Source organism: Capnocytophaga sp. oral taxon 902, assembly GCF_013394735.1.
Lineage (GTDB): Bacteria > Bacteroidota > Bacteroidia > Flavobacteriales > Flavobacteriaceae > Capnocytophaga > Capnocytophaga ochracea.
Genome location: NZ_CP058261.1, coordinates 2,605,133 through 2,631,768 on the forward strand (window position 1 = coordinate 2,605,133; position 26,636 = coordinate 2,631,768).

The window sequence follows — 26,636 nt, forward strand, 5'->3', positions numbered from 1 at the left end:
ATAATGAAGAAAGTAGCATTTTATACTTTGGGTTGCAAACTAAACTTCTCGGAGACTTCAACCATTGCGCGGAGCTTTGAAGAAGAAGGCTACCAGCGCGTAGATTTTGACGACCCCGCTGATATATATGTAATCAATACTTGTTCGGTAACTGAAAATGCTGACAAGCAATTCAAACAAATAGTGCGTAAAGCACTGAAAACAAACCCTAAGGCATTCTTGGTGGCAGTGGGTTGTTATGCCCAGCTGAAACCCGAAGAACTCGCTTCGGTAGATGGGGTAGATTTGGTGTTGGGAGCAAAAGAAAAGTTCAACATTACCCAATATATCGATGACCTTACCAAAAATAATGAGGGTGTGGTACACTCCTGCGAGATTTCGGAAACAGATTTCTATGTGGGGAGCTACTCTATTGGAGACCGTACGAGGGCTTTCCTAAAAGTACAGGACGGTTGCGACTACAAGTGCACATACTGTACCATACCGATGGCACGTGGTATTTCGCGCAGTGATACTATTGAAAATATCATTGCTAATGCTAAGAAAATCTCGGAAAAAGGTATCAAAGAAATTGTGCTTACGGGCGTGAACATAGGTGATTATGGCAAGGGAGAATTTGGCAACAAAAAGCACGAGCATACCTTTTTGGAACTTGTGCAAGCCCTTGATAAGGTTGAAGGCATAGAACGCCTGCGCATCTCATCGATTGAGCCGAATCTCATTAAGGACGAAACAATCGACTTTATAGCGCAATCTAACAGCTTTGTGCCTCACTTTCACATTCCGTTACAAAGTGGAAGTAATGAAATCCTCAAAAAAATGAAACGCCGCTACCTGCGTGAGCTTTATGTGAGTAGAGTAGCCAAAATACGCGAAGTGATGCCCGATGCTTGTATAGGGGTAGATGTGATTGTAGGCTTTCCGGGGGAGACCGATGAGCACTTCTTGGAAACATATTACTTCCTAAATGATTTGGACATATCGTATCTGCACGTATTTACTTATTCTGAGCGCGACAATACTGAGGCGGTGCTAATGGACGGGGTAGTGCCCGACGCCGTACGCGCTAAGCGCAGTAAGATGTTACGTGGACTCTCGGCAAAGAAACGCAATGCCTTTTATACGAGTCAGCTGGGGAAAGAGAAGACTGTGCTTTTTGAGAGCGACAACAAACAGGGTTACATTCACGGATTTACAGAGAACTACGTAAAGGTAAAAGCCCCGTGGGATCCTTCCTTAGTGAATACATTGCACAAAGTAAAGCTCACTAAGATAGATGCAGACGGAATGGTAAGATTTGAATTTGTATAAAGTAAAATAAAGAAATTTAAAAATAATAAAACAACAATGGTACGCTATAAAACAGAATTAATGTTAGAATTCCCTGGGTTTGTACTCTTTGATCCAGTAGTACTACAAGAGTTCCTACTCGAAAAAGGTATAGAAGATGACGATTTACTGAAATACTTCATCAATAACCCTGCAATAGGTGAGGAAAGTATCCAACGAGGAATATTACTACCTATCTATAATATAGAACCTTTTGATTATGAAATACTCATAAATACAACTACTAAAAGTGAAATCCCTACCGAATGGGTAGTTTTTAAAAATGAAGTCTCATTACCTCTACAAGTAAAAAGCGGAAGGTTAGCTGTAGAAGATATCTTTATGATAATGAATTGGGATTACGAAAGTAATTATTCCGATTTTGCTAATGAAAAGAGCCTAAATCCTCAACCCGCTGTAGAAGATGTAGAATTAAATGGAGACACAGGAGATAGATTTGATATCCCAGCAGGTAATTACGGGGTAAAAGTATTAGGCTTCTTAGATGTAAATGAACCTGATATTTTTGAGAGTAAGTGTGGCTATGAATTGTTTTTTGAAAAGATGGATACTTTGCCTATAATTCCTGAAAATATAGATGTAGATAAGTTGGATTATAAAGTAAAAGTAATATCTGAAAGATGAAATTTCTTTTAACAATACCCCTTTTACTACTGTTTTTAGCTTGCGATAACCCTATTATTAGCTTAAAAAAGAGCTGTAATACTGAGACCGCTAAGCAAACAGTTGCTGAATTAGCAGAAGTAAAAGGGAAAATACAACAGATAGAAAGTCTTGCGGGTAGTAATCGCACCTATTGGGTGCAAGATAGCTTGCAACAAGATAGTAAAGCGTATTACCGCTATCAGTTGCTGAGCCAATTGCCTTATGCCGATATACATTTGTACACCTTTTGTGTAGCTAAAGATGATTGCAAACAGGTATTCTTACAGCAAAAGGACGGTAGCTTATTACCTTATGCCGAAATGGAAAAGCAAACTAAACAGCTGGTAGACCAGCAAAAGCAGTTCCCTACTTTCTTCAAGCAATTCACTACTGATATGGCGTTTAGACAACAGCATTTGGCAGAGCCTTTAATGCGTTTGTTGGTACAGAAAGACGGCAGTGTACTTCTTACCGAAGAAGAGTTACTCACCGATGATATCAACGCCCTGCAAACCTATACTTTTAGTTATTATCCCGATGGGGTATGTTGTAAAAATACGGAAAAAGCTATTGCGTTTGTGTTTGTGCCAGTAGGGGACACTTGGCGACTTTTGGAGATTTGGCATTAATGCTAAGAGAAGTGTGGCAAGTCACAGAAATTAAAATAAAACTTAGAATGGAAGATTTTATCAATGTACTATCGCAGATAGACCAGATTTATCTCTGGGACTTAATAGGAACGGCTGTATTTGGTATTTCGGGCGTGTTAGTGGGGTTAGAACGCCGTATGGACATATTTGGAATGCTCATTTTAGCCTTTGTAACAGGAGTAGGAGGGGGGACGCTCCGCGATATTATGATAGGCAGTGTACCGGTATTCTGGATGAACAACCTTACATATATATTGATGATAGTCATTAGTGTAGTGATTACTGTTGTTTTTAAAAAGCAATTCTCTGAGCATTGGAGCAAATCGCTGATGGTGTTTGATACTATTGGGCTGGGGGTGTTCACTATCATCGGGATAGAAAAAGCATTGCGTTTTGGCTTGTCGCCTACTATTGCTATTATCTTAGGTACGATGACAGGTAGCTTCGGAGGAGTTATTCGGGATATATTAGCCAACAAACTACCTGCTGTCTTCCACAAAGAGATTTACGCAACGGCTTGCATAGCAGGAGGTACTGTTTATTTCCTTATTGATAACTTTGTAAATCACAACTTAGTAGTATTCATTACCATAATGGTAGTTATAGCTGTGCGATTGCTATCGGTAAAATACCATTGGGAGTTACCGAAGTTTTAATAATTGAGTTCTTATTGTTATTTGCTCATTATTTATTACTTTTGCACTCTGATTGAGAATTTAAGCCAATGGCACATCTGAGACATATACGTAAATATTTTTATAAATATAAATACCACTTACTACTTGGGATACTTATTACCATAGTGTCGCGAGTGTTTTCACTCTTTATGCCGCGATATGTAAAAAACTCTATCGCAGCCATTGAGGACTTTGCTAAATCGGCTAACAAAGATGCCTCACAAATGACTTCCTTACTTATAGAATACGCGCTTATTATCATCGGTACAACTATCATATCGGCAGTGCTGATGTTCTTTATGCGTCAGCTTATCATCAATGTATCTCGTTACATCGAATACGATATGAAAAACGAGATATTTAAGAAATACGAACAGTTATCGCTTAGCTTCTACAAACGCAACCGAGTAGGTGACCTGATGAACCGTATCAGCGAGGACGTATCGAAAGTACGTATGTACGCAGGTCCTGCTATTATGTACAGTGTGCAAACTATTACACTTTTTGCTTGCGTAATTCCGCTAATGTTTATCATCTCTCCCAAACTTACTATCTACACCCTTATCCCACTGCCTATTCTCTCTTTGCTTATCTACAAAATGAGCAAAAAGATTAATATCGAAACGATGAAGGTACAAGCCTACCTATCCGACCTTTCTACTTTCTCGCAAGAAACTTTCTCGGGTATCGGGGTGATAAAATCGTATAATAACGAGGCGGCTACCGATGCGCAATTAGCAGTACTCGCCGAAGACGGTCGTCAGAAAAACATCAAGCTCGCTAAGATACAGGCTTTCTTTATCCCTACAATGATACTGATGATAGGATTGAGCCTTATCTTTGTAATCTTTATTGGGGGAAAGCTCTATTACACCGGTGAAATACAATCTATTGGAGTAATTGTAGAGTTCAGTATTTACGTGATGATGCTCACTTGGCCTGTGGCTACGGTGGGTTGGGTAAGTTCTATTGTACAACAAGCGGAAGCCTCGCAAAAGCGCATCAACGAGTTTCTTTCCGAAGTACCTCAGATACGCAATCAGGTAGGAGAGCTTACCCCTATTAAAGGAGATATTACATTTGATAAAGTATTTTTCCGTTATGAAGATACAGGAATAGAAGCTCTTAAAGACGTATCTTTCCACATAGAAGCAGGACAAACAGTAGCCGTTATAGGCAAAACCGGTAGTGGTAAGACTACACTGTTAGATCTCATTGCACGTATGTACGATGCAAATCAGGGTGAAGTACTGATAGGAGGCAAACCCGTAAGAGAATTGAATCTACACAGCTTACGCAGAGCTATTTCGGTAGTGCCACAAGAGAACTTTTTGTTTTCGGACACTATTCGCAACAATCTGCGCTTTGGCAATAAAAATGCTACCGAAGAACAGATAATACAAGCCTGCCAAAAAGCAGTGGTACACAACAATATTACAGAGTTCACTCATCAATACGACTCGGTGCTTGGAGAGCGCGGGGTATCACTCAGTGGCGGGCAACGCCAACGAGTAGCTATCGCAAGAGCATTGCTCAAAGAAGCCGAAATTTATTTGTTAGACGATTGTTTATCAGCCGTAGATACTGATACCGAAGAGAAGATTTTAACTAATTTGCGCGATACCTTAAAAGGCAAGACCGTAATTATAGTGAGTCATCGTGTGTCTATCACTAAATACGCCGATAAAATACTGATGCTCGACAAAGGAAAATTAGTAGAACAAGGTACCAAAGATGAGCTATTGGCACGAAATGGTGCTTTTAAAGCTTTTTATGATACCCAAACCATATAAGCTGTTATGTGATTTAACTTATGAGAATAGAAACTGAAGATTATATTTCATTTGAAGAACTTTTAAAACAAGTACAGCACAAATATGCTGAACACTTACCTTTTGTGTGCTACAAGCCCCCTTATCACACTTCAGTAATATTGTTGGAACAAGAAAATGATACACTTCATTTTTTTAACACTGATAAAGAAGAACAAGAGGGATTTGTTTTCGCTCCTTTCGATGCTAACGAACCTGCTGTTATCATCACTCCTAACAAAGTTACCGTAAGCCATTTGCCTACACAATCGATTGTAGAAAATACTAATATTGATATTTTAGAAGATACCGAAGCCGAAAAACAAAAGCACATAGATTTAGTAACCAAAGCTATTGATGAGATACACGGAGGTCATTTTGAGAAAGTGGTTCTTTCGCGCAAGATAACTATCAAAGAAGTCGTAAATCCGTTTAAGAGCTTTGCCAATATGGTAACACGATACCCTTCGGCATTTTGCTATTTGTTTTATCACCCAAAAGTAGGGACTTGGCTCGCTGCTACGCCCGAAACACTCTTCCGCAGTAATGGCGAAGATTTTTGCACAATGGCATTGGCAGGAACACAACCTTTTAAAGAAGGTGAGATACATTGGCATACTAAGGAAAAAGAAGAACAGCAAATAGTTACTGATACCATCGTGCAGCAGTTACAAGAGTATGTTAATGAACTTGAGGTTTCAGCAGTTAAAACTGTGCAAGCAGGTAGTCTGATGCATTTATGTACTAAAATAAGAGGAAAGATAGCTCCTGATAAAGTATATGAGTTAATAAAACGTCTGCACCCTACACCAGCCGTCTGTGGTTATCCTACTGAGGAAGCGCGCACTTTTATTATAGAAAACGAACTTTATAAAAGGCAATATTACACAGGCTATTGTGGCTGGGTGTCCAACAATAACCAAGCATTCTATGTGAATTTGCGTTGTATGCAAATCACTGATAACGAAGCCTATTTGTATGTGGGAGGAGGTATTACCAAAGACTCCATTCCTGAAAAAGAATACGAAGAAACACAAAATAAAGCAATGACAATGATGACAATCATATAAACTTTGGCTAAATTGTCTCTCTTTTTAATAACTAAAAACTAAACAATAATGAAAAGAATAGTAATGGCAGTCTCAGCACTATTAATGATAGTAGCTTGCAAGAAGGACGACAAAAACACAATGATTGTGGAAGGAAATATCGACGGATTGAAAGTAGGTACTATCTACCTACAACAATTCGTAAACGATAAGCTCACCAATATCGATTCGGTAGTAGCCAATGGCAATGGTAAGTTTACCTTCAAGCGACATTTAGAGAGTCCTGAAGTGTTTTTTATTTACCTCGATTTAAAAAAACAAGCAGGTACCGACCTCGGTGACCGCCTAATGTTCTTTGGTGAACCTAAGCAGATTACTATCAACAGTTCTTATGATATGTTTGAAGTGAAAGCCAATATCAGTGGTTCACAATCGCAAAAGGATTATGGAGAGTATGCCCACACTATGCGACAGTTCGGAATGCGCAATGCTGAACTCCTCGAACAGCAAGTGAATGCTTTTAAGGCGGGTAATACTACCTTAGCCGACTCGCTGAATGCAGCATCGGAGAAAAATAACTTCCGTCGTCACCTCTTTGTTTTGAACTATGCCCTTACGCACCCCGATTCGTATATCACCCCTTATGTGGTATTGGTTGATGCCCCCAATACTCGCGTAAAATACTTAGATTCTATTTATGGAAAACTCAATAAAGAGGTTGCCAATTCTAAATACGGCAAAGAGTTCAAAAACTATATAGAAGAAGCTCGCAAGGCAGAAAAAGAAATGGAGAAGTGAAAAATTAAGAGTTTTTCACCTATTTAAAATCTACCGTAGAGTATTCTTCTTAGCCATTTTATGCGCTGTACCAATCGTTGTATTATATCGCAAGCGATGATGGCTAAAACGGTAAATATAGCTACGTTCAAATAGAAATTATCGCTTATATATTCTTTGATGTAAACTACTAAGAAGCGCATATAATAGTGGGTGACATATATTTCTAAAGAAATGCCTCCTAAATACTTCAAACATTGTGTTGCCTTATTTTCAGAACGGCAGAACCATTCCCATAAAACATAAGAAGCAGTGATACCCGTAAGTGCTAAAGCGTATAAACGGAGAGAGTCAAGTATGTAATGAGCTTTATCGACAGGAAAGAGCAATAGGAGCGGAAAGGCAATAAGGCTCACCCAACCCATAGGGCGGAGGATTTTCAGCGCTTGAGGTTTGTACTTGTGTGTGGCATAACCCAATGAAAAATAGATGAAATACCAACACAATTCGGGCAATCCATAAAAGATAGGTTGTGCTCCTGTAACTCGGTGCAAGAAGATGAGAATGCTCCAGAGACCTATCATTACCCATATTTCACGATGTTTATTAATCTTCAAAGCCAGGTAGAGCAAGGCACACTCCCAAAATAGCAACCACAAGAACCACATTCCTTGTGTGGGTTTATAAATAAGCACGCAAAGATGTTCCCATACTTTTTCTATATCGAGGATATAACCGTGATAGGTGACAGAAATTAAAAACCAGACGAAGAAAGGAATCACCAACACCTGAAAGCGTTTGCTGAGGTTCAGTTCGCCACGAATATTGAAGTTTACATAGCCTGAAAGAAACATAAAAAGGGGCATATGGAAAGCGTAAATGGTTACATACAAGGGGTTGGTGCGGTCATCACCCGAAAACCATTGCGAAGCGTGCCCTATCACTACCAAGATGATAGCAAAACCTTTGAGCACATCGATAAGAGGGTTGCGTTCTTTCATAGTTACTTCTTTATGAGGCAAAAATACATTCTTTTTTTGATACTACAAAATAATTGATTCATACCAGAAATGTCAATAATGCCAATGATGCCAGAAATACCTGAGGCAATAAAAAAACTTTAACAAAGTGTGTACTACAAAAGTGGCATATTGGGGCTTTTCGGAAGAAAACGAAGGGTATCGTAGCAGGTGTGAAAGTGCTTTTAAGATGGGATTAGCTTATAGAAAGCTTATAGGAAGCTTATACGAATCTTGGAAGATTGGTATAGAAAGGGTATTTAAGTAGTTGGGAATGAATGATTAAGAGTGTGTGGTAGAAAGTGTTAAAACGAAAGAAAAAGGAAGGAATGACGAATGACGGGTAACGAATGACAAAGGTAATGTAGCGATGGGAACTTGTATAGAGCAACAAAAGTATTAGATTTTGAAAAACTAAAAGGTTTATTCTATCAAAAGCTAATAAAAAAAATGCACTTGATAAAGGAATTGGCCGGTATCAAAAAATCTCAGAAAAATTTTAATATTTAGAAAATACAACGTACCTTTGTAGCGTTTTTAAAAGAAGATTATTTTAACTAATACAAACAAAATGAGTTATAGAATTGAAAAAGACACTTTGGGTGAAGTGAAAGTGCCAGCCGATAAATATTGGGGAGCACAAACAGAGCGTTCACGCAACAACTTTAAAATCGGTGCACCCGCTTCTATGCCGATTGAAATTATCCGTGGTTTTGCTTATCTTAAAAAAGCTGCCGCTTATGCAAACTTCGATTTAGGAGTGCTTTCAGCCGAAAAACGCGATGCTATCGCTCAAGTTTGCGATGAAATTCTCGAAGGCAAACTCAACGACCAATTCCCATTAGTAATTTGGCAAACCGGTTCAGGTACACAATCTAATATGAACGTGAACGAAGTGATTGCCAATCGTGCTCAAGTGTTGGCTGGTAAAAAAATAGGTGAAGGCGACCCCGTACTAAAAGCCAATGACGATGTAAACAAATCACAATCGTCTAATGATACTTTTCCTACCGGTATGCACATCGCTTGCTATAAAATGGTAGTTGAGAAAACTATTCCTGGTGTTCAGAAACTACGCGATACTCTCGCTGCTAAATCCGAAGCCTTTAAAAATGTAGTAAAAATAGGTCGTACGCACCTTATGGACGCTACACCACTTACTTTGGGACAAGAACTTTCTGGCTACGTATCTCAACTCGACCACGGTTTGCGTGCTCTTAAAAACACATTAGCTCACCTTTCAGAATTAGCCTTAGGAGGTACAGCCGTAGGTACAGGGCTCAATACCCCTAAAGGTTACGACGTGAAAGTAGCTGAATACATTGCTAAATTCACCGGTCTACCTTTTGTAACCGCTCCTAATAAGTTTGAAGCTTTAGCTTCTCACGATGCAATTGTCGAAAGCCACGGAGCTCTTAAACAATTAGCCGTATCGCTCAATAAGATTGCAAACGATATTCGTATGATGGCTTCAGGACCTCGCTCAGGTATAGGCGAAATCATCATTCCTGCTAACGAACCTGGTAGCTCTATTATGCCCGGTAAAGTAAATCCTACTCAATGTGAAGCTATGACAATGGTGGCAGCTCAAGTAATGGGTAATGATGTAGCCATTTCAATAGGAGGTACACAAGGTCATTATGAATTAAATGTATTTAAACCATTGATGGCATCTAACTTCCTTAAATCAGCTGAGTTGATAGGAGATGTTTGCGTGTCATTTGAAGAACACTGTGCAAGTGGTATTGAACCTAATTACAAACGTATTAAGGAATTAGTAGATAACTCGTTAATGCTTGTTACAGCTCTTAACACTAAGATTGGCTATTATAAAGCAGCCGAAATAGCCCAAACGGCTCACCGCAATGGCACTACTCTTAAAGAAGAAGCTGTGCGTTTAGGTTATGTAACTCCGGAAGACTTCGACAAATGGGTACGCCCTGAAGATATGGTCGGAAGCCTTAAATAAGTAATATAAAAAGTTTATAATATTAAAAAAAAGGGAAAGCTATCTAATTGATAGCTTTCCCTTTTTTATGTAAGTAACTGTATATTTGTTCTTATTTGTTAGGAATATGTTGCAATATCGCTAGTAAGAACTTCCAAAACTTCTGTACAGAAGCTATATTTACCTTTTCAGCAGGCGAGTGTGCCCCTTTGATAGTAGGACCAAAGCTCACCATTTCCATTTCGGGGTAATGGGTCCCTAAAATGCCACATTCTAAGCCTGCGTGGCAAGCTACTACATTAGGTGTTTCACCGAAGAGCGTTTTGTATTGTGCTTTTACAATCTTCAAGATTTCAGCATCTACTTTGGGCTCCCAACCTGGGTAACTACCGGTGTATTCTACTTCAAATCCAGCTAACTCAAAACTACTGCGAATCGTATCAGCCAAATCATATTTAGAAGTTTCTGAAGCCGAACGAGTGAGGCAATACACGTTTATTTCGCCGTCTTTAATTTGTACTCTTGCTACGTTATTACTGGTTTCTACAAGGTCAGCAATCGTCTGACTCATTTTGTACACCCCATTGAAAGCTGCGTAAAGAGCGCGTAATACATCTTCTTGTTCTTCTTCTTCCATTACTTTCTCAGGTACCGCAGTAGGTTCAAGTAATACTGTAAGAGTCGGTTCAGTTACTGAATACTCGTGTTGGAGTGCTTGGGTAAGCGTAGCTACTTCTTTTTTAAAAGCCACTTCGTCGTTTTTATTAATAGTTACCACCGCTACGCTTTCTCTCGGAATAGCATTGCGCAAACCGCCTCCATCTACACTTGCAATGTGCAAACCAAATTTCTCAGTACAAGTGAATAATATACGGTTCATCAGTTTGTTTGCATTAGCATAGCCCTTATGGATATCTGTACCACTATGTCCGCCGTGCAATCCTTTTATGGTAAGTGTATAGCCTACTGAATTATCAGGCGTATCTACCACATCGTACTCTCTAAACGCCGATACATCTACACCACCGGCACATCCTATATCAATTTCGTCGTCTTCCTCAGTATCTAAGTTGAGAAGAAAATCACCAGAGAGCAATCCGCCTTTGAGCCCTTTGGCTCCTGTCATTCCTGTTTCTTCGTCAATAGTAAAGAGAGCTTCAAGAGCAGGGTGAGGGATATCCTTACTTTGTAAGATAGTCATAATACTTGCAACCCCAATACCATTATCGGCTCCCAAAGTTGTACCATCAGCACGTACCCAGTCGCCATCTACTAGCATTTTAATACCTTCCGTACTAAAGTCGAATACCGTATCATTGTTCTTTTGGTGTACCATATCGAGGTGTGATTGTAACACTACTGTTTTGCGGTTTTCCATTCCTGCCGTAGCAGGCTTTTTAATAATCACATTGCCCGTTTCGTCTTGGTAGGTATCAAGCCCTAAACTTTTGCCGAAAGCCACCATAAAAGCAATGACTTTCTCTTCTTTTTTTGATGGACGAGGCACAGCATTCAAGCTCGCAAAGTTCGCCCATAACTGTTTTGGTTCTAACTCTGTTATTTTCATTATATTTATTAATTATTAGTTTTTAGTTATCAGTTGTTAGTATTTAGTCGCTACCGCTTTTACCTTTTACCTTTTATCTTTTACCTAATCAGAACCAGTATCCTATATTAAACAGCCATATCGCTTGTCGTATTTCAGGTGAGTAAGTGCACTTCAGTTCTATAGGACCTAAAAAGCTCTCAATGCTATATCCTATCCCATACCCCGAATAGTCTGGGTATTTCTTCCACTCGAAACTCTCAAAAAGATTGTTGTCTGCTTTAGCAATATTCGCTAATAATAGCAAGTGTTGTTTCTTAAAGGGTTGGATATCTATTACCAATTCTGATTTTAAGTAGTTTTTAGCACCAATGCTCAAAAAATCATAGCCGTAAAAAGGTGAATAGTTCGTAAATACATTCTTGTTATACCCTCCTAAAAAGAAGTCTAATGAGTATACATTAGAGCCTCCTATCGTAACACCGCCTTCTAATCCTACTCGTGCGCTCAATCTTGGCAAGATAGGAAAAGCAAATGATAACTCTGTTTTACCCGTTGTAAATTTGTTAAAATCTGAGTAGTTAGAGGCAAGTGCATAAAAATTGAACTGTGTATTGAAGTACACCCCTCTACTGGGGAAAAAGCTATTGTTAAAGCTGTCGTATTTAAGATAAGAATACAAACTGCCTATATGACTCTTTTCCGAATACGAAGTCGCTGAACTTATTGAATACACTTGCTCAGTATCAAACTGTATTTTACGGTGCTCTACTCCTAAGCCAAATACAAAACCATTACCCGAAAGTGTTTGCAAATACAGCTGATTTACCCAGTCGTAAGCCTCTACGTCCATTCGGTTGAGTTCCGACTGCTCTATTCGGTAGTTAGACAAGCGTTTTGTGTTCAGCTTTCGGTCGAATTGCACAAACTTAGACCGCAATCCATAACTGATGTAAAATCCCTTATCCACAAAATAATCAAACTGATAGCGTATGTTATCTCCTACAATAAGGTCGAGTGAAAGAAAATCACTGCTTTGTAAGAAATAGTTCCGAGTATAGTTCATCAAGAACCCTGTTTTTAGCAGATTGTCATAATGTATTCCAAATTTTAAAAAGGTGCGTTGCGGATTCTCTCTTAAATAAAAGTCTATATGTTCCCCTTCAAATGTGTGCCTAATCTGGTGATTGATAGAATGGAAATTGTTAGTAGCCATCAAGTTGTCGATTCCGTCGTTCAGTTGCTCGAACGAAATCTTACGGTTTAGATATTTCAAGTGTAGTTTACCGCGCAAATAACTACGTGAAAAGTGCTCGTTGTTATGAAAATGGACGTCTTTTAAGTAAAAGGAATCTATCTTTTGTATTCGTTCTCTTTCCTCTGTATGTTTTTGTTGAGCTGCAATCTCACGCAATCTTGGTAGAAAATGTTCCGCTGCTATTTTGCCATTGTTGATGATTGTCTCTCCTTTATCAAACGAAATAACGTTGAATCCCTCTATATTAGGTTTGATGTATACATCGGTCTCTTTTATTTTTTTTGGCATATTATCTATCATTGGGAAGGTAGTAATCTGCGAAAAAATACTCAAAAAAGAGTTAATCTCCTCTCGTTTTGCTAGCGGACTCTGTACATCTACCCCTATGATAATATCCATTCCTTTTTTCTTAACTTCGTCTACCGGATAATTATCGGCAATACCGCCATCGGTAAGCCATTTACCATCTATTTCTACCAAATCAAATAGCGAAGGAAACGAACCGCTTGCTTGTATTGCTTGAGGCAAGAAACCGTTTTCAAGTACTACGCCTTTACCTGTTTCTATATCCGTTGCTACACACAAGAAAGGAATGGGTAACTGCGAAAAATCATAGATTTCATTCACCGGATAGAGTAGTTTCACAAACTCATTGTAGATGTTTTGTCCTTTTGATACCGCACGAGGCAACCCTACTTTGAAGTTATTGAAAGGTAATGCTACTGCATAACGGTCGTATATATAGCGCTCGTGTAATGATTTAGCACGACGTGAAGTCTTGTCTTGCAAGAGTTTATCAAAGTCTAACTGACGGAAGATAGAGTCCAACTCATTAGCTGAATAACCCGCCGCATACAAAGCTCCTACCATAGCCCCCATACTCGTACCCCCGATGTAATCGATGCGCACTCCTGCTTCTTCCAACACTTTTAGTACCCCTATATGTGCTAACCCTTTCGCACCTCCACCGCTGAGTACCAATCCCACTTTTAAATCCTTTTTGTGGGTAGTATCTTGCGCACGCAGAAGAGGACTACTAAGTATCAGAAATATGGTTGCTAAGAATATTCTCATCCAATGAATTGCTTTTTAAAACAGGTACAAAGGTATAAAATAATTAACAAATAACAATATAAAAATGAGGATTAATTTTTTAATCACTCTATTTTACTCTCGATATGGTAATACCGTCCCGTATGGGGAGTAGCACTGTCTCTATACGAGGATCTTCTTTTAGTTTTTGGTTGTAAGCCATTAAGGCTTGGGTATGTTTATCCGAAGGCTTTACTTCTTGCACTACTTTACCACTCCACAACACATTGTCAGAGAGGATAACACCTCCTGAGTTCATTTTCTCTATCACCAAATCAAAATAATGAGCGTAATTCTGTTTGTCAGCATCTATGAAAACAAGGTCGAAAGTAGTGCTGAGAGTAGGGATAATATCGGTTGCCTTGCCTAAGTGTTGCATAATTTGCGCCCCATAGCCACTTCGGTCAAAAAACTCTCTTTGCAGGTCAGTGAGTTCCTCTTTGATGTCGATAGTATGCAAAACACCATCAATTGCCAAACCTTCTGCCAAACAGAGGGTTGCGTAGCCCGTGTAAGTGCCTATTTCCAAAATAGTTTTAGGCTGTATCAATTTAGAGAGCAAACTCAGGAAACGCCCTTGTAAATGACCACTAATCATTCTCGGTTGCAATACAGTAAGGTGAGTGCGCCTACTGAGTTCTTGCAGTAAAGGAGGTTCGTTGTCAGTATGTTCGCAAGCGTAATTTTCTAAATCTTCTGATAAAAAGTGCATTAGTAAAATATTTTTTTGGCAAAGATAGCAATAATATTCAAAAAAGCTGTACCTTTGCCACAAAAGCCAAAGGTAGAGAAGATTGGTAGAAATGTAGAAGAAGCGAGGTAAAGTACTTTTTATTTCCAATATAACAATAACTTTACTATACCTTTTCTTCGTTCATTGTTCATTTGCCCGTGCGGCTCGCACCGTCATTTGTTCGTTCATTGTTCGTCTTTTGTTCGTTCATCGTTCGCCTTTTGTTCGTCTTTTGTTCGTTCATTGTTTGTCTTATTTTTCCGTTACTACACTCCCTCTTTTTGGAAGAGGGGTGGGGAGAGGATATTTTGTTCGTTCATTGCTTATTTGCTAGTATGGCTCACACCGTTTATCACATAAGATTTCATATAATCCCTCCTAACTCACCATTAACCATTAATCATTAATCATTAACCATTAATCATTAATCATTAGTTTAGAAAAGAGTTACTATGAAAGCACTTGTAATTGTAGATGTTCAAAACGATTTTATGCCTACCGGTACATTACCTGTACCCCAAGGCGACCAAATAATTCCCTTTATCAATGCCGAAATGACACAAGGGTATGACCTTATTGTTGCAACGCAAGATTGGCACCCTGCTACTCATAAAAGTTTTGCAAGTCAGCACGCTGGTAAAAAGCCTTTTGAAGTAATACAGCTCGGAGGTATCGACCAAATACTGTGGCCAGACCACTGTGTGCAAGGTACTTTCGGAGCTGAACTGCATAAAGATTTAGATATTCGTCCCATTGCAGCCATCTTTCGCAAAGGAATGAACCCCGAAGTGGATAGCTACAGTGCTTTTTTTGATAATAATAAACAGAACAACACAGGATTACACGGCTTTTTGCAAGACAAAGGCATTACAGAACTCGTATTTTGTGGCTTAGCAGGTGATTTTTGTGTAGCTTATAGTGCCAATGATGCCAAAGCCTTAGGCTATAAGGTAAGTTTGTTCGACAAAGGTATAAGGTCAATCAATTGCTAAAAAATAAATATTAAAAGAATAATATGTTAAAAATAGAAGTGAAATATATTGCGTATATAATATTAGCTGTGGCTTTTGCGGGTTGTGATACACCTTTCTTCTCTCCAAGAGAAAACTACCAAACACCCTTTGAGCAAACTGATGGTACCAAGAGCTCATCATATCAGGAAGTAATAGACTACTACAAAGATTTATCGAAAGAATTTGCATCTATTTCCTTTAAAACAATGGGGCAAACCGATAATGGTCAGCCGTTGCACTTGGTAATCTACAGTCCCGATGCCGAGTTTAATCTCTCCAAGTATCACAAAGATAGAACCATTGTTTTTATCAATAATGCTATTCACGGCAACGAACCTGATGGAGTGGACGCTACTATGTTGCTCTTTCGTAATTTGGCGCAGAATGAAATTAAGCTTTCCAAAAATGTAATAGTAGTAACTATCCCAGTGTATAATATAGGCGGAATGCTCACAGGTAGGAAAAACAGTGAAGCAAACTACGATTTAAACTGCGATTTTGTAAAAGCTGATGTAGAGAATACCTTGTCGTTTGCTAAAATCTTACAAGAAGTACAGCCAGATATCTTTATTGATAACCACGTAACTGATGTAGCTAATACTTCTTATGTGTTAAGCTATTCTACCTCACAAATTGAGAAGTTAGGCGTTTTTACAGGAGGTTATGTACGTGATGCTTTATTGCCACGTCTCTCTCAGCAGTTAGAAAAAAGACAACTCCCTTTCCAAAGCGATAGTTTGAGAACCCCTTTTAAGCAATTAACCTTATCCTCACACCCCGATATTCCTCGATATGCCACTGGTTATGTCAGCTTGTGGGACTGTATGAGTATCCGCATTAATACTAATGAGCAGAAACCCTACAAACAACGCGTAGAAGCTAACTATGAGATGATGAAAACCCTTGTAGAAATAGCCGATGCTGACAATCAGTATATCAAGCAAGTAAAAATCAAACAAACAGAGGCTGATAATGCACAAAAAGAATATTCGTTGGAATGGGAAATAGATTCTACTCAATATACAAAAGTAGATGAAAAACCTCTTTACAATCATTTTAAACCCGTGCACAGTGTTAGTATTCCTCAAAGTTATATCGTTCCTAAAGTATGGCAAAGAGTAATTGACCGTCTAAAAGCTAACGGTGTAGCAATAACAGAAATAGAGAAAGATACGCTGATGAATGTAACATCTTATCGCATTGAGAGTTTTAAAACTTACACCTATCCGTTTGAGGGGCATTATTTGCATCACCAAACACAAGTGAGTTCTCAGAAAGAAAAAGTACAACTTTACAAAGGCGATTATCTTATTGAGGTAGCGCAACCCGCTAAACATTATCTGTTAGAAACCTTAGAACCTCAAGCACCTGATTCTTTCTTTAATTGGAACTTTTTTGATAGTGTTTTAGGGAAAGAAGAAGACAAACCTATTTATCCCATTTACCGAAAAGAATGATTTAAAAGTAACATTATTATGAAACCATTATTATTTATTTTATGTGTCTTGCCTACTTTTTCTATAGCGCAAGACCTAACTGTAATGACCTATAACATTCGTTGCGAAGTTCCTCAAGACGGTGTAAACGCTTGGACTGATGGTAATAGGAAAGAAAAGGTATTTACAGTGCTTACAGAGGCAAACCCCGATATCTTTGGAGTACAAGAAGCCTTACCACACCAACTTAAATTTTTGGAAGAACGTTTCCCTACTTATCAGCGTGAAGGTGTAGGGCGTGACGACGGTAAGGAAGCGGGTGAACATTCGGCTATCTTCTTCAAAAAAGGTCGTTTTACCTTGCTCGACAAAGGGAACTTTTGGCTTTCTCAAACTCCTGAGGTGCCTTCCTTAGGATGGGACGCTACTTGCTGTAACCGCATCTGCTCTTGGGTAAAACTCAAAGATAAAAAGACGATATTTTGGGTGTTCAATCTCCATTTCGACCACGAAGGCAAAGTAGCTCAGGTACAAAGTGCCGATTTGGTTTTACAGAAAATTAAAGAGATTGCCAAGAGCGGGAAAGTCATCTTAATGGGTGATTTCAATCTTCCTACTGAGCACCCTGCCGTACAAAAAATAGCATCTCAGTTGTACGATACCCAGTTATCACCCACTAATAAAACACCTAATATGGGTACTTTTAATGCTTTTAAAACCGATGAACCTTTAAAAGGACATATAGATTTTATCTTTGTTCAGAAGTCTATAAAAGTAAAACAATATAAAATTATAGAAACCCGCATCGATGGTCTCTATCCTTCCGACCACTTACCTGTATGGGTAGAATTACAACTAAAATAAACTTTTTAAAACAGTATGAAACAGTATTTATCTGACCGTATCAACGCTATGGAAGTATCGGCTACCTTAGGAATGGCAGCCAAAACGCGTGAACTAAAAGCCGAAGGCAAGGACATCATTGGTCTTAGCTTAGGCGAACCCGATTTCGATATCCCTGATTTTATAAAAGAAGCAGCTATCGAGGCAGTACAACAGAACTACAGCAAATATACTCCTATCGATGGTTATTTGGAATTGAGAGAGGCGATTTGCGAAAAGTTCAGACGCGACAATAACCTTCATTACAAGCCGTCACAAATAGTAGTATCTACGGGAGCTAAACAATGCTTGGCAAATGTAGCCTTGGCGATGCTCAATCCCGGTGACGAGGTGATATTTCCTGCTCCTTATTGGGTGAGTTATAAGGAAATAGCTAAAATGGCAGGAGGCGTTCCCATAGAGGTTCATACAACCATTGAGAGCGACTTCAAAATAACTCCAGCTCAGTTGGAAGCAGCTATTACTCCTAAAACTAAAATGGTATGGTTTAATACCCCTTGTAACCCCAGTGGTTCTATATACAGCAAAGAAGAATTAGAAGCTCTAGCCGTAGTGCTTAGAAAACACCCTAACATCTTTATTCTCTCTGATGAGATTTATGAGTATATCAACTTCACCAATGAGAGAGTAACTAGTGTAGCCGAAATCGACGGACTTTATGAACGTACCATCACCGTAAATGGAATGTCCAAAGCCTTTGCGATGACCGGCTGGCGTATAGGTTATATGGGTGCCCCTGAATGGATTGCTAAAGCCTGTACCAAAGTACAAGGACAAATAACCAGCGGTGCTAATGCCATAGCTCAACGCGCTTCTATCGCTGCCCTGAAAGCACCTAAGAGCAAAATACAATATATGGTAGACGAGTTTAAAAGGCGCAGAGATTTAGTATTACAACTCCTAAGTGAGATTGACGGATTCAAACTCAACGTCCCCGAAGGTGCCTTTTATGTGTTCCCCGACGTATCGTCTTTCTTTGGCAAAACCCTAAGAGGTCGCAATATCCACAACGCAACCGACTTCTCTTTGTATCTGTTAGAAGAAGCAATGGTAGCTACTGTTACAGGTGAAGCTTTTGGTGATGCTAATTGTATTCGCTTTTCGTATGCCGCTTCCGAGAAAGACCTACGAGAAGCTATAAGACGTATAAAAGAGAGTTTGCAATAATTAAAACACTTTTTCAGTTTTGGTTTGCACATTCAATTAAAAATAGTACTTTTGCGCCTAAAAAATAAATGACTAAAGAATCATTGTAAAATTAAAGTAGTGTTATGGCAATAGCAGATAGCAAGACTATTAAATACTTAAAGTCTTTTTACATAAAGGATTATCTTATTATCATCTTAGGGCTTATATCATATGCGATAGGAATTACAGGCTTTATAATGCCTAATGGGATAGTAACAGGAGGTTTGGCAGGTATCTGTCTTATCCTAAATTATAAGTTAGGAGCCGACTTGGCTATTACCTATTGGATTATCAACTTTATACTCTTGGTGATAGGCTTTAAAGCAATGAGTAAGCAATTCACCTACCGAACACTCATCTCTATAACTATTCTATCGGGATTGATTTGGGCTGGGAAAGAGTATTTAATGCCTTACTTTATAGAACACCCTCCTTTGAGAGACGACTTCTTAAATGTAATTATGGGAGGATTGCTATGCGGTACGGGTTTAGGATTGGTTTATTCAGCTAACGGAAGTACAGGAGGCACTGATATAATAGGCTTTGTTATTACCAAGTATTACAGCATTAGTATAGCGCGTATTCTTTTGGTGGTGGACGTGTGTATTGTGCTATCGTCTTTCTTCATTTTGGAACGCCAAGACAATTCACTCGAAAAGACTATTTACGGACTTATCCTCTTACCACTGATGTGGCAGATGGTAGAAATTGTTATCAATGGAGCAAGACAGTCGGTGCAGTTGTTTATCTTCTCTAAACACTATGATGAGATTGCGAATCACATCAATAGTGAACTCAAACGCGGTTGTACTATTATCGATGGGATAGGTTGGTATTCTAAATCCTCACAAAAAATAGTGATTGTAATAGCTCGCCGCACAGAGGCTACTTCTATCTTCCGTTTGGTGCGAACAATAGATCCTGCTGCCTTTGTAACGAAGACTAACGTAATGGGGGTTTATGGTAATGGTTTTGATAAATTAAAGTAAAATATTTTTCAGGTTTTAGAAAAAGTACTATATTTGCACGTTCAAAACAAAAAAGAATGATTCAGAGAATACAAACTATTTATATGCTGTTGGTAGTGATTGTAGCTACCGTAGCCGTCCCGATGCTTTTCAGTATAGATTGGCTTAGGAGTATCTTATTAGGGATAACAGCAATATTGGCTCTATACACCATATTTAAATATAAGAAAAGAAGTGTTCAGCAGTGGCTTAACTGGCTGAACGTCCTTATAAATTTTACTTTACTAGGAATATTTGTATATCGAATGCTAAACTCATCTGGAGAAGGCTTGCTTTCGGAGAAAGGTGTTGGGGTTTTCGTACCCGTGCTTTCTATCGTTTTTTTGTTTTTAGCCAACAAGGCTATCAGACGGGACGAGAAGCTCGTAAAATCAGCAGACCGATTGCGATAGACCTATAATCTTAGTAGTGTTGTGCGTTAAAAAAATCCTAAGTGTTTAAACTTAGGATTTTTTTATTATCTTTGTGCCCTATTTATTAAATAAATCAGATAATGAAAAGAACATATGCAGGTATTCCAACAGAAAATGCAACGCTGGAAAACTCGAAAGTAATACTGGTAACGGTACCTTATGATGGTACGTCTACTTGGGGTAAAGGAGCCGATAAAGGACCTGAATTGTTTTTAGATGCCTCAGAAAATATGGAGCTATACGATATTGAAACAGATACCGAGCCTTATCTCAACGGAGTGTTTTTAGCAGGTGAAGTAAGCGAAAACAGTTCGCCTGAGGCAATGACGCAAGCGGTTTATGAAAAAACCCAAGAACTATTGAAGCACGAAGATAAGCTCTTTACTCTTTTTGGTGGAGAACACTCAGTGTCTATTGGTTCTATACGTGCCGTAGGTGAAAAGTATGAAAAACTCACAGTATTGCAACTTGATGCCCATACTGATTTGCGCCCTGAATATCACGGTTCGACCTCTAATCACGCTTGTGCCGTATTCGAAGCCAACCAAAAACACAAATTGGTACAAGTAGGTATTCGCTCGATGGATGTAGAAGAGAAGCAGTATTTACCAAAAGGACGTGTATTTTTCGCTCACGAAATAGCTAAAAACAAAGAGTGGGTTGAAGATGTACTCGACAAGGTATCGGGGAATGTATATATCACGATAGATTTAGACGCTTTTGATCCTGCTATTGCACCTTCAACAGGCACTCCTGAACCAGGAGGATTGCAATGGTACCCTACTCTTAAACTCTTACGTAAAGTGTTTAAAAAATGTAATGTGGTAGCGTTTGACATTGTAGAACTAATGGATAGTCCGCAGGCTAAGCCTACGGCTTTCTTGGCAGCTAAACTTTATTACAAGATGTTAGCTTATTATTTTAAATATAGAAGTAAGAAAAAAGAGAATAAAAGTATAGAAGAGTTTTTTGCGAAGAAGGGATAAATTAATGATTATAAATAACAAAATAGGCTATTTGAAAAATCAAATAGCCTATTTTGTTTATCCTTTTAGTACTTGATGTAAGAATTTATCGAAAATAATCTTAAACCATTCAGTATACCGATGCGGGTGCTTAGCAATATCTTCCTTTATCTTTTCTGGAAGTTCCCAACGCCAATCGGCTACTTCTTCAGGGTTGATAGTAGGGGAGGCGTTATAGTATCCTATGAGAATATGGTCGAGTTCGTGCTCTGTAAGCCCGTTATCAAAAGGGGCTTTGTAGATAAAACTCAATATATCGGTAAGTTCAGTAACAAAACCCATTTCTTCTTGTAAGCGACGCTTGCCTGCTTCAATAGTTGTCTCGCCCTGACGTGGGTGACTGCAACAAGTATTCGTCCACAAGTTAGGCGAATGATATTTACTCGCAGCTCTTTGTTGTAGCATAATCTCCCCTTTATCGTTGAGTATAAATACCGAGAAAGCCCTATGTAATAAGGCTTTTTGGTGTGCTTCAAGCTTCCCCATTAAGCCTATGGGAGTATCGTGTTCGTTCACTAATATTACTTGTTCTTCCATATTTGCAAATAGGAGTACTTATTTTACTTCCATTCTATCGCCTTTTTCAATTCCCCATTTATCGGACAATCCTCCATTGATTTCTAATACATACATAGCAGGTTTCTCTGAGGGTAAAGAGGTTTCGTCGTAAGGGCGAGCATTTTTAGCTATACTTACCACCTTTTTATCTTTATCTAAATAGATGATATCCAAAGGTATTTCAGTATTTCTCATATAGAAAGAACGGGGAGCTTCTTCTGGAAAAATAAACCACATTCCTTGATGTTCGTCCATTGAAGAGCGGTACATTAGTCCTAAGGCACGCTCCTCATCATTTTTAGCAAATTCAACTTCAATAGTTTGGATAAGAGAGTCGTTCTTAAAGATAGAGACTTCACCGTCCCGAGTAAAATCAATATCCTGAGGAGTGATTTCTATTTCTTGTACTCTATTACTCTCATTAGAGAAGAAACGAGGTAAAATAAGGGCAATAGCTGCTAAGGCTACCAATACTAATGCTACAGTTACAAAGTGTTTTCTAAAAAATTGCATTCTAATTATAAAATTTAAATTTTAACTCTAATTAAGTTCTAAAATGTTCACAAAATTAATATTAATACTTACGTGTTTCGATGCGATTTCTGAATAACAAGTAGAAACCTGCTAAGATAAATGGAATACTGAGCCACTGACCAGTAGAGAGCAAGCCGAGAGAGCTTTCGAAACCTCCTTGACTTTCTTTTACAAATTCCACTGCAAAACGAATACTCCACAAGAGGACTAAAAATAGTCCAAAGATGAAGTAAGGTTGGTCTTTTTTGTCAGTTTTCCAATACACGTACCACAATACCCAAAACAAGCAAAAATAGCCAAAAGCTTCGTATAATTGTGCAGGGTGTTGGTAAGGGATAGAAGCTAAAATATCAGCATAACGAGGGTCGTGAGCAATGAGTTTATAAGCAGTTTGAGGGTCGGTTTGTTCAGTAATAGCCATTGCTCGACGGGGAGAGATAGCTCCGCCTTGTACAAACTTTACCCCTAACGGATAAGTATTGCTTACTATTTTGCCGTTGATTTCGGAATTGAAAAAGTTACCAAAGCGCACAAACATACCTCCGATAGTGATAGGAATCACCACACGGTCTAATATCCACGATAGGCTAATATCTTTATACTTACGCACATACAGTATCATTGCGATAATAATACCTACGGCAGCTCCGTGACTTGCTAAACCTGAAAAGCCTGTAAGCTCCCAACCGCCACCGGGTTTCTCTTTAATAGGTAAAAAGATTTCGAGCAAGTGGTCTTTGAAATAATCCCAATTGTAAAATAAGCAATCGCCTAAACGTGCGCCTACTAAGGTAGCTATAGCGGTATAAACGAACAAGGTGTCCAGCTGTTGTACTGTTTTGCCTTCGTTGAGGTATATTTTTTTAGTGAGAAACCACCCCAAGCTAAAAGCCACGATAAACATCAAGCTGTAATAGCGAAGTGAAAAAGTACCTATAAAAGGTAGGTTTAAAGAGGCAAGAATCTCATTAGAATTCCATATAAAATTTAAAGCAATCATTAGTATTTATTTTTGAGATGCAAAAGTACGATTTTTATTTAAAACGGCAAGTTATTTATAAAATTAATACCGAGTTAATACCAATAATATCAATAATACCGAAGTTAATACTAGAAATGCCAATAATACTAATAATGATGATTAAGTGAATAGAATAGGACAGATTGGGGCTTGGGGTAATGAACTAAAATGTACTGAGATTTTTCTGTTAAAGAATATTAAATACCGCAGATTTTTTAAATTTATACCAAAAGGTCTTATTTTGAACCTCAAAAATACAAAATATTGATAAACAATATATTGGTTTAATTTTTATCTTTTACTTTTGAGCCATCTCAACCGAAGGAAGAGCGAAGGTAAGGCGAACCTAAACCGAAGCTAAGGCGAAGATAAGCCCTTAGTATGCTGTATATCAACTCATAAAAAATGCTCTTCTTATTATTGAGAAAAAAGTGTTAAAATGGGGTATATTGCGAGGAAAACGCAAAAAAACTTTGTAGTAAAAAACAACCATTAGCAAAGTTACTGAATACAAACCAATGACAAATATTTGCTTTTGAGTTTGAATTGCTATATCTTTGCACTTTAGAATTAACTGTTAATCATTTATCAGTAACCATTAAATAAATGCTTAGAATAGAAAATATTAGTAAACAATACGGCGACTATACGGCTTTAGACGATGTGTCGTTACATATCCCTAAGGGGAGTATCTTTGGTCTGCTGGGACCTAATGGGGCGGGAAAAACCTCACTGATACGTATTATCAACCAAATTGTATTGCCCGATGCGGGTAAAGTATTCTTCGACGGAGAACTGTTACAACCTAAGCATACGGCACAAATAGGCTATTTACCCGAAGAACGTGGTTTGTACAAAACGATGAAGGTAGGTGAGCAGGCTTTGTATTTAGCACAACTGAAAGGATTGAGCAAGGAAGAAGCTAAGGAGCGACTTAAATTTTGGTTCAACCGCCTTGATATTGGCGATTGGTGGCACAAAAAAGTACAAGAGCTCTCCAAAGGTATGGCACAGAAAATTCAATTTTTGGTAACTGTACTTCACAACCCTAAACTGCTGATATTCGACGAGCCTTTTAGCGGTTTCGACCCCATTAATGCGAATATTATCAAGGACGAAATTCTATACTTACGGGAGCAAGGAGCAACGATTATCTTCTCTACTCACCGAATGGAATCGGTTGAAGAGTTGTGCGACCATATTGCGCTAATCAATAAATCGCGTAAGATATTAGATGGTAAGCTCATCGACATTAAGAGGGCTTATAAAAACAACTTGTATGAAGTAGGTTTAAAAGTTGCTGAAGAGCAGAAAACAGCCCTCTTAGCTGAACTTAAAAGCCAATTTGAAGTGAGTGAGACAAATTTTAAAACGCTATATGACGAGTTAAAATTACATATCCAGAAGAAAGAGGGACAAACGGCTAACGATTTGTTGCAATACCTCACTACACGTGCCGAAGTAACGCACTTTGTAGAGTCTATCCCCTCAGTAGATGAGATTTTTATATCGACCATTAATAAATTGAAAGAATAGTATAAGATGTCTGAAAGGTTTTCCGCTATAACGGAGTAAGTGAATAAAGAGAGGGAAGGTTCTTTATTGAATATAGATTTTTAACCCCCAAGAGGAGGAGCTGTAGCGACGCAAAAGAGACTTTTAGATAGCATAAATTGACAAATTAAGATGAAATACTTAGGAATTATTACTCGAAGAGAGTACTTGAATAAAATACGTAATAGGTCGTTTGTAATAATGACGTTCGTAAGTCCGCTGATAGTGGTTATCTTTGCGCTTGTGATTGGTTTTTTGACCAACGTAAACAATAAGAGCAAGGCTAAGGATATTGTGATTGTAGACGAGAGTGGACTCTATACCAACACTTTTGAGAATACCGAGACTATTCAGTACGAATATCTCAGCAATGTTTCACTCAAAGATGCCAAAGCCGAAGTGTTGGCAAAAAGCAAATACGGATTGTTGTATATCCCTGATAATGGCGACCAAAATATTGCTTTTTATAGTGAAGAGTCGCCTTCGTTATCGCTTACCAGTGAGCTTACTAATGCTATGGAGCGGACACTTTTTCAGCATAACCTTACTAAAAAAGGAATTGACAAAAAGGAGATAGATGCCGCTAAAACGCATATAAGCATACAAATGGAGAATTTTACGGGAGAGAAGACCTCGGAGTTGGATAACGTAATGAAAATAACCATTGGAGGCATAGCGGGGTATCTTATTTTTATGTTTATCATCATCTATGGTAATATGATAATGCGCAGTGTGATAGAGGAAAAAACTAATCGCATTGTGGAAATCATTATCTCATCAGTTAAGCCTTTTGAACTAATGTTAGGCAAGATATTGGGTACTTCATTAGCAGGTCTTACCCAGTTTGCGATATGGATAGTTATAGGAGGTGTACTGTTGGCATTAGCACCCTCCTTCTTTGAAGTAAATACCTCTGCCCAAGCGGTACAAGGAGCGGGTAACGTGTCGGAAATCAACAATATAGTGGCTGCTTTGTACCATTTTCCTTTTGCTGAAACCTTTGTGGTGTTCCTATTGTTTTTCATAGGAGGTTATTTGCTATACAGTTCGCTTTATGCGATGATTGGCGCAATGGTAGACAACGAAACTGACACACAACAGTTCCTAATGCCTATATTATTACCGCTAATATTAGCCTTTTATGTAGGTATGTTCTCAGTAATTGAAGAGCCTCACGGTACGATTTCGGTAGTATTTTCATACATACCTCTCACTTCGCCCGTAGTAATGTTGATGCGCATACCGTTTGGGGTAGCGTGGTGGGAAGTACTGATTTCCCTCGTTATTTTGTATCTCACTTTCTTTGCGGTCATTAAATTAGCATCTAAGATATACCGCATTGGTATCTTGATGTACGGCAAAAAAGCTAGCTATAGAGAGGTATGGAAATGGCTCAAAATGAAGTAAA

At 38.5% G+C, this 26,636-nt stretch carries 24 protein-coding genes; 17 read left to right on the forward strand and 7 right to left on the reverse strand.

What is annotated here, in order from left to right; translation table 11 throughout:
- Positions 1–3: 3 nt before the first annotated feature.
- The 7 genes from mtaB to HW278_RS11225 all read left to right on the forward strand — a co-directional run bounded on the left by mtaB (position 4) and on the right by HW278_RS11225 (position 6,980).
- Positions 4–1,311 carry a tRNA (N(6)-L-threonylcarbamoyladenosine(37)-C(2))-methylthiotransferase MtaB gene (gene mtaB, locus HW278_RS11195; protein WP_178977867.1) on the forward strand — a complete coding sequence of 436 codons (1,308 nt, stop codon included), beginning with the start codon at positions 4–6 and terminating at the stop codon, positions 1,309–1,311.
- A 36-nt stretch (positions 1,312–1,347) separates the two neighbouring features.
- The gene (locus tag HW278_RS11200) at positions 1,348–1,974 is read left to right on the forward strand and encodes a hypothetical protein (protein WP_178977868.1); all 627 of its coding nucleotides are present in this window, start codon (positions 1,348–1,350) and stop codon (positions 1,972–1,974) included.
- A complete protein-coding gene (locus tag HW278_RS11205; RefSeq protein ID WP_178977869.1) occupies positions 1,971–2,624 on the forward strand; it encodes a hypothetical protein in 654 nt (217 codons plus the stop codon). The genes HW278_RS11200 and HW278_RS11205 overlap by 4 nt, the downstream gene beginning before the upstream one ends.
- A 47-nt stretch (positions 2,625–2,671) precedes the next feature.
- Positions 2,672–3,301 carry a trimeric intracellular cation channel family protein gene (locus HW278_RS11210; RefSeq protein WP_002675733.1) on the forward strand — a complete coding sequence of 210 codons (630 nt, stop codon included), beginning with the start codon at positions 2,672–2,674 and terminating at the stop codon, positions 3,299–3,301.
- 68 nt (positions 3,302–3,369) lie between these two features.
- Positions 3,370–5,115, forward strand: coding sequence for an ABC transporter ATP-binding protein (locus HW278_RS11215; protein ID WP_178977870.1), 1,746 nt, complete (start codon positions 3,370–3,372; stop codon positions 5,113–5,115).
- 20 nt (positions 5,116–5,135) lie between these two features.
- Positions 5,136–6,203 carry an isochorismate synthase gene (locus tag HW278_RS11220; RefSeq protein ID WP_178977871.1) on the forward strand — a complete coding sequence of 356 codons (1,068 nt, stop codon included), beginning with the start codon at positions 5,136–5,138 and terminating at the stop codon, positions 6,201–6,203.
- Between the two features lie 48 nt (positions 6,204–6,251).
- Positions 6,252–6,980 (forward strand): DUF4369 domain-containing protein, encoded by a 729-nt coding sequence (locus HW278_RS11225; protein ID WP_178977872.1) that lies wholly within the window; start codon positions 6,252–6,254, stop codon positions 6,978–6,980.
- Positions 6,981–7,003: 23 nt separating this feature from the next.
- Here the strand turns inward: HW278_RS11225 and HW278_RS11230 are convergent, their stop codons facing one another.
- Positions 7,004–7,960, reverse strand: coding sequence for an acyltransferase family protein (locus HW278_RS11230; protein ID WP_178977873.1), 957 nt, complete (start codon positions 7,958–7,960; stop codon positions 7,004–7,006).
- Positions 7,961–8,549: 589 nt separating this feature from the next.
- Between HW278_RS11230 and fumC the strand changes: the two genes are divergently transcribed.
- On the forward strand, positions 8,550–9,947 hold the full coding sequence (gene fumC / locus HW278_RS11235; protein ID WP_015783032.1) for a class II fumarate hydratase: 1,398 nt from the start codon (positions 8,550–8,552) through the stop codon (positions 9,945–9,947).
- Between the two features lie 91 nt (positions 9,948–10,038).
- On the opposite strand, the gene HW278_RS11240 is transcribed toward fumC, so the two are convergent.
- The 3 genes from HW278_RS11240 to HW278_RS11250 all read right to left on the reverse strand — a co-directional run bounded on the left by HW278_RS11240 (position 10,039) and on the right by HW278_RS11250 (position 14,534).
- Positions 10,039–11,493, reverse strand: coding sequence for an aminoacyl-histidine dipeptidase (locus tag HW278_RS11240; protein ID WP_178977874.1), 1,455 nt, complete (start codon positions 11,491–11,493; stop codon positions 10,039–10,041).
- Between the two features lie 88 nt (positions 11,494–11,581).
- Entirely contained in the window at positions 11,582–13,804 is a 2,223-nt protein-coding gene (locus HW278_RS11245) for a patatin-like phospholipase family protein (protein ID WP_053580689.1), read from the reverse strand.
- 88 nt (positions 13,805–13,892) lie between these two features.
- The gene (locus HW278_RS11250; RefSeq protein ID WP_178977875.1) at positions 13,893–14,534 is read right to left on the reverse strand and encodes an O-methyltransferase; all 642 of its coding nucleotides are present in this window, start codon (positions 14,532–14,534) and stop codon (positions 13,893–13,895) included.
- Between the two features lie 473 nt (positions 14,535–15,007).
- Between HW278_RS11250 and pncA the strand changes: the two genes are divergently transcribed.
- The 7 genes from pncA to speB all read left to right on the forward strand — a co-directional run bounded on the left by pncA (position 15,008) and on the right by speB (position 21,522).
- Entirely contained in the window at positions 15,008–15,547 is a 540-nt protein-coding gene (pncA, locus tag HW278_RS11255) for a bifunctional nicotinamidase/pyrazinamidase (protein ID WP_016479475.1), read from the forward strand.
- Between the two features lie 23 nt (positions 15,548–15,570).
- A complete protein-coding gene (locus HW278_RS11260) occupies positions 15,571–17,025 on the forward strand; it encodes a M14 family zinc carboxypeptidase (RefSeq protein ID WP_178977876.1) in 1,455 nt (484 codons plus the stop codon).
- An 18-nt stretch (positions 17,026–17,043) separates the two neighbouring features.
- Entirely contained in the window at positions 17,044–17,868 is an 825-nt protein-coding gene (locus tag HW278_RS11265) for an endonuclease/exonuclease/phosphatase family protein (protein ID WP_111972430.1), read from the forward strand.
- 15 nt (positions 17,869–17,883) lie between these two features.
- Entirely contained in the window at positions 17,884–19,074 is a 1,191-nt protein-coding gene (locus tag HW278_RS11270) for a pyridoxal phosphate-dependent aminotransferase (RefSeq protein ID WP_111972429.1), read from the forward strand.
- A 104-nt stretch (positions 19,075–19,178) separates the two neighbouring features.
- Positions 19,179–20,084: a YitT family protein gene (locus HW278_RS11275; RefSeq protein WP_009411114.1), complete on the forward strand. Its 906-nt coding sequence runs from the start codon at positions 19,179–19,181 to the stop codon at positions 20,082–20,084.
- A 56-nt stretch (positions 20,085–20,140) separates the two neighbouring features.
- Entirely contained in the window at positions 20,141–20,515 is a 375-nt protein-coding gene (locus HW278_RS11280) for a DUF4293 domain-containing protein (protein WP_002672326.1), read from the forward strand.
- A gap of 101 nt (positions 20,516–20,616) precedes the next feature.
- Positions 20,617–21,522 (forward strand): agmatinase, encoded by a 906-nt coding sequence (gene speB, locus HW278_RS11285; protein WP_178977877.1) that lies wholly within the window; start codon positions 20,617–20,619, stop codon positions 21,520–21,522.
- A gap of 57 nt (positions 21,523–21,579) precedes the next feature.
- On the opposite strand, the gene idi is transcribed toward speB, so the two are convergent.
- From idi to lgt, 3 genes are all read right to left on the reverse strand, one after another.
- Positions 21,580–22,098, reverse strand: coding sequence for an isopentenyl-diphosphate Delta-isomerase (gene idi / locus HW278_RS11290; protein ID WP_009419961.1), 519 nt, complete (start codon positions 22,096–22,098; stop codon positions 21,580–21,582).
- Positions 22,099–22,116: 18 nt separating this feature from the next.
- On the reverse strand, positions 22,117–22,632 hold the full coding sequence (locus HW278_RS11295) for a DUF192 domain-containing protein (protein ID WP_009419960.1): 516 nt from the start codon (positions 22,630–22,632) through the stop codon (positions 22,117–22,119).
- A 61-nt stretch (positions 22,633–22,693) separates the two neighbouring features.
- Positions 22,694–23,653 carry a prolipoprotein diacylglyceryl transferase gene (lgt, locus tag HW278_RS11300; protein WP_002672317.1) on the reverse strand — a complete coding sequence of 320 codons (960 nt, stop codon included), beginning with the start codon at positions 23,651–23,653 and terminating at the stop codon, positions 22,694–22,696.
- Positions 23,654–24,280: 627 nt separating this feature from the next.
- Between lgt and HW278_RS11305 the strand changes: the two genes are divergently transcribed.
- Positions 24,281–25,210, forward strand: a complete 930-nt coding sequence (locus tag HW278_RS11305) for an ABC transporter ATP-binding protein (protein ID WP_002672307.1) — start codon at positions 24,281–24,283, stop codon at positions 25,208–25,210.
- Positions 25,211–25,360: 150 nt separating this feature from the next.
- A complete protein-coding gene (locus tag HW278_RS11310; protein ID WP_178977878.1) occupies positions 25,361–26,635 on the forward strand; it encodes an ABC transporter permease in 1,275 nt (424 codons plus the stop codon).
- The last annotated feature ends 1 nt before the right edge of the window (position 26,636 follow it).

Bases quoted from the DNA above. Each gene is read 5' to 3' on its own strand.
- mtaB (WP_178977867.1), top strand. From the start codon at position 4: ATGAAGAAAGTAGCATTTTATACTTTGGGTTGCAAACTAAACTTCTCG.
- HW278_RS11200 (WP_178977868.1), top strand. From the start codon at position 1,348: ATGGTACGCTATAAAACAGAATTAATGTTAGAATTCCCTGGGTTTGTA.
- HW278_RS11205 (WP_178977869.1), top strand. From the start codon at position 1,971: ATGAAATTTCTTTTAACAATACCCCTTTTACTACTGTTTTTAGCTTGC.
- HW278_RS11210 (WP_002675733.1), top strand. From the start codon at position 2,672: ATGGAAGATTTTATCAATGTACTATCGCAGATAGACCAGATTTATCTC.
- HW278_RS11215 (WP_178977870.1), top strand. From the start codon at position 3,370: ATGGCACATCTGAGACATATACGTAAATATTTTTATAAATATAAATAC.
- HW278_RS11220 (WP_178977871.1), top strand. From the start codon at position 5,136: ATGAGAATAGAAACTGAAGATTATATTTCATTTGAAGAACTTTTAAAA.
- HW278_RS11225 (WP_178977872.1), top strand. From the start codon at position 6,252: ATGAAAAGAATAGTAATGGCAGTCTCAGCACTATTAATGATAGTAGCT.
- HW278_RS11230 (WP_178977873.1), bottom strand. From the start codon at position 7,960: ATGAAAGAACGCAACCCTCTTATCGATGTGCTCAAAGGTTTTGCTATC.
- fumC (WP_015783032.1), top strand. From the start codon at position 8,550: ATGAGTTATAGAATTGAAAAAGACACTTTGGGTGAAGTGAAAGTGCCA.
- HW278_RS11240 (WP_178977874.1), bottom strand. From the start codon at position 11,493: ATGAAAATAACAGAGTTAGAACCAAAACAGTTATGGGCGAACTTTGCG.
- HW278_RS11245 (WP_053580689.1), bottom strand. From the start codon at position 13,804: ATGAGAATATTCTTAGCAACCATATTTCTGATACTTAGTAGTCCTCTT.
- HW278_RS11250 (WP_178977875.1), bottom strand. From the start codon at position 14,534: ATGCACTTTTTATCAGAAGATTTAGAAAATTACGCTTGCGAACATACT.
- pncA (WP_016479475.1), top strand. From the start codon at position 15,008: ATGAAAGCACTTGTAATTGTAGATGTTCAAAACGATTTTATGCCTACC.
- HW278_RS11260 (WP_178977876.1), top strand. From the start codon at position 15,571: ATGTTAAAAATAGAAGTGAAATATATTGCGTATATAATATTAGCTGTG.
- HW278_RS11265 (WP_111972430.1), top strand. From the start codon at position 17,044: ATGAAACCATTATTATTTATTTTATGTGTCTTGCCTACTTTTTCTATA.
- HW278_RS11270 (WP_111972429.1), top strand. From the start codon at position 17,884: ATGAAACAGTATTTATCTGACCGTATCAACGCTATGGAAGTATCGGCT.
- HW278_RS11275 (WP_009411114.1), top strand. From the start codon at position 19,179: ATGGCAATAGCAGATAGCAAGACTATTAAATACTTAAAGTCTTTTTAC.
- HW278_RS11280 (WP_002672326.1), top strand. From the start codon at position 20,141: ATGATTCAGAGAATACAAACTATTTATATGCTGTTGGTAGTGATTGTA.
- speB (WP_178977877.1), top strand. From the start codon at position 20,617: ATGAAAAGAACATATGCAGGTATTCCAACAGAAAATGCAACGCTGGAA.
- idi (WP_009419961.1), bottom strand. From the start codon at position 22,098: ATGGAAGAACAAGTAATATTAGTGAACGAACACGATACTCCCATAGGC.
- HW278_RS11295 (WP_009419960.1), bottom strand. From the start codon at position 22,632: ATGCAATTTTTTAGAAAACACTTTGTAACTGTAGCATTAGTATTGGTA.
- lgt (WP_002672317.1), bottom strand. From the start codon at position 23,653: ATGATTGCTTTAAATTTTATATGGAATTCTAATGAGATTCTTGCCTCT.
- HW278_RS11305 (WP_002672307.1), top strand. From the start codon at position 24,281: ATGCTTAGAATAGAAAATATTAGTAAACAATACGGCGACTATACGGCT.
- HW278_RS11310 (WP_178977878.1), top strand. From the start codon at position 25,361: ATGAAATACTTAGGAATTATTACTCGAAGAGAGTACTTGAATAAAATA.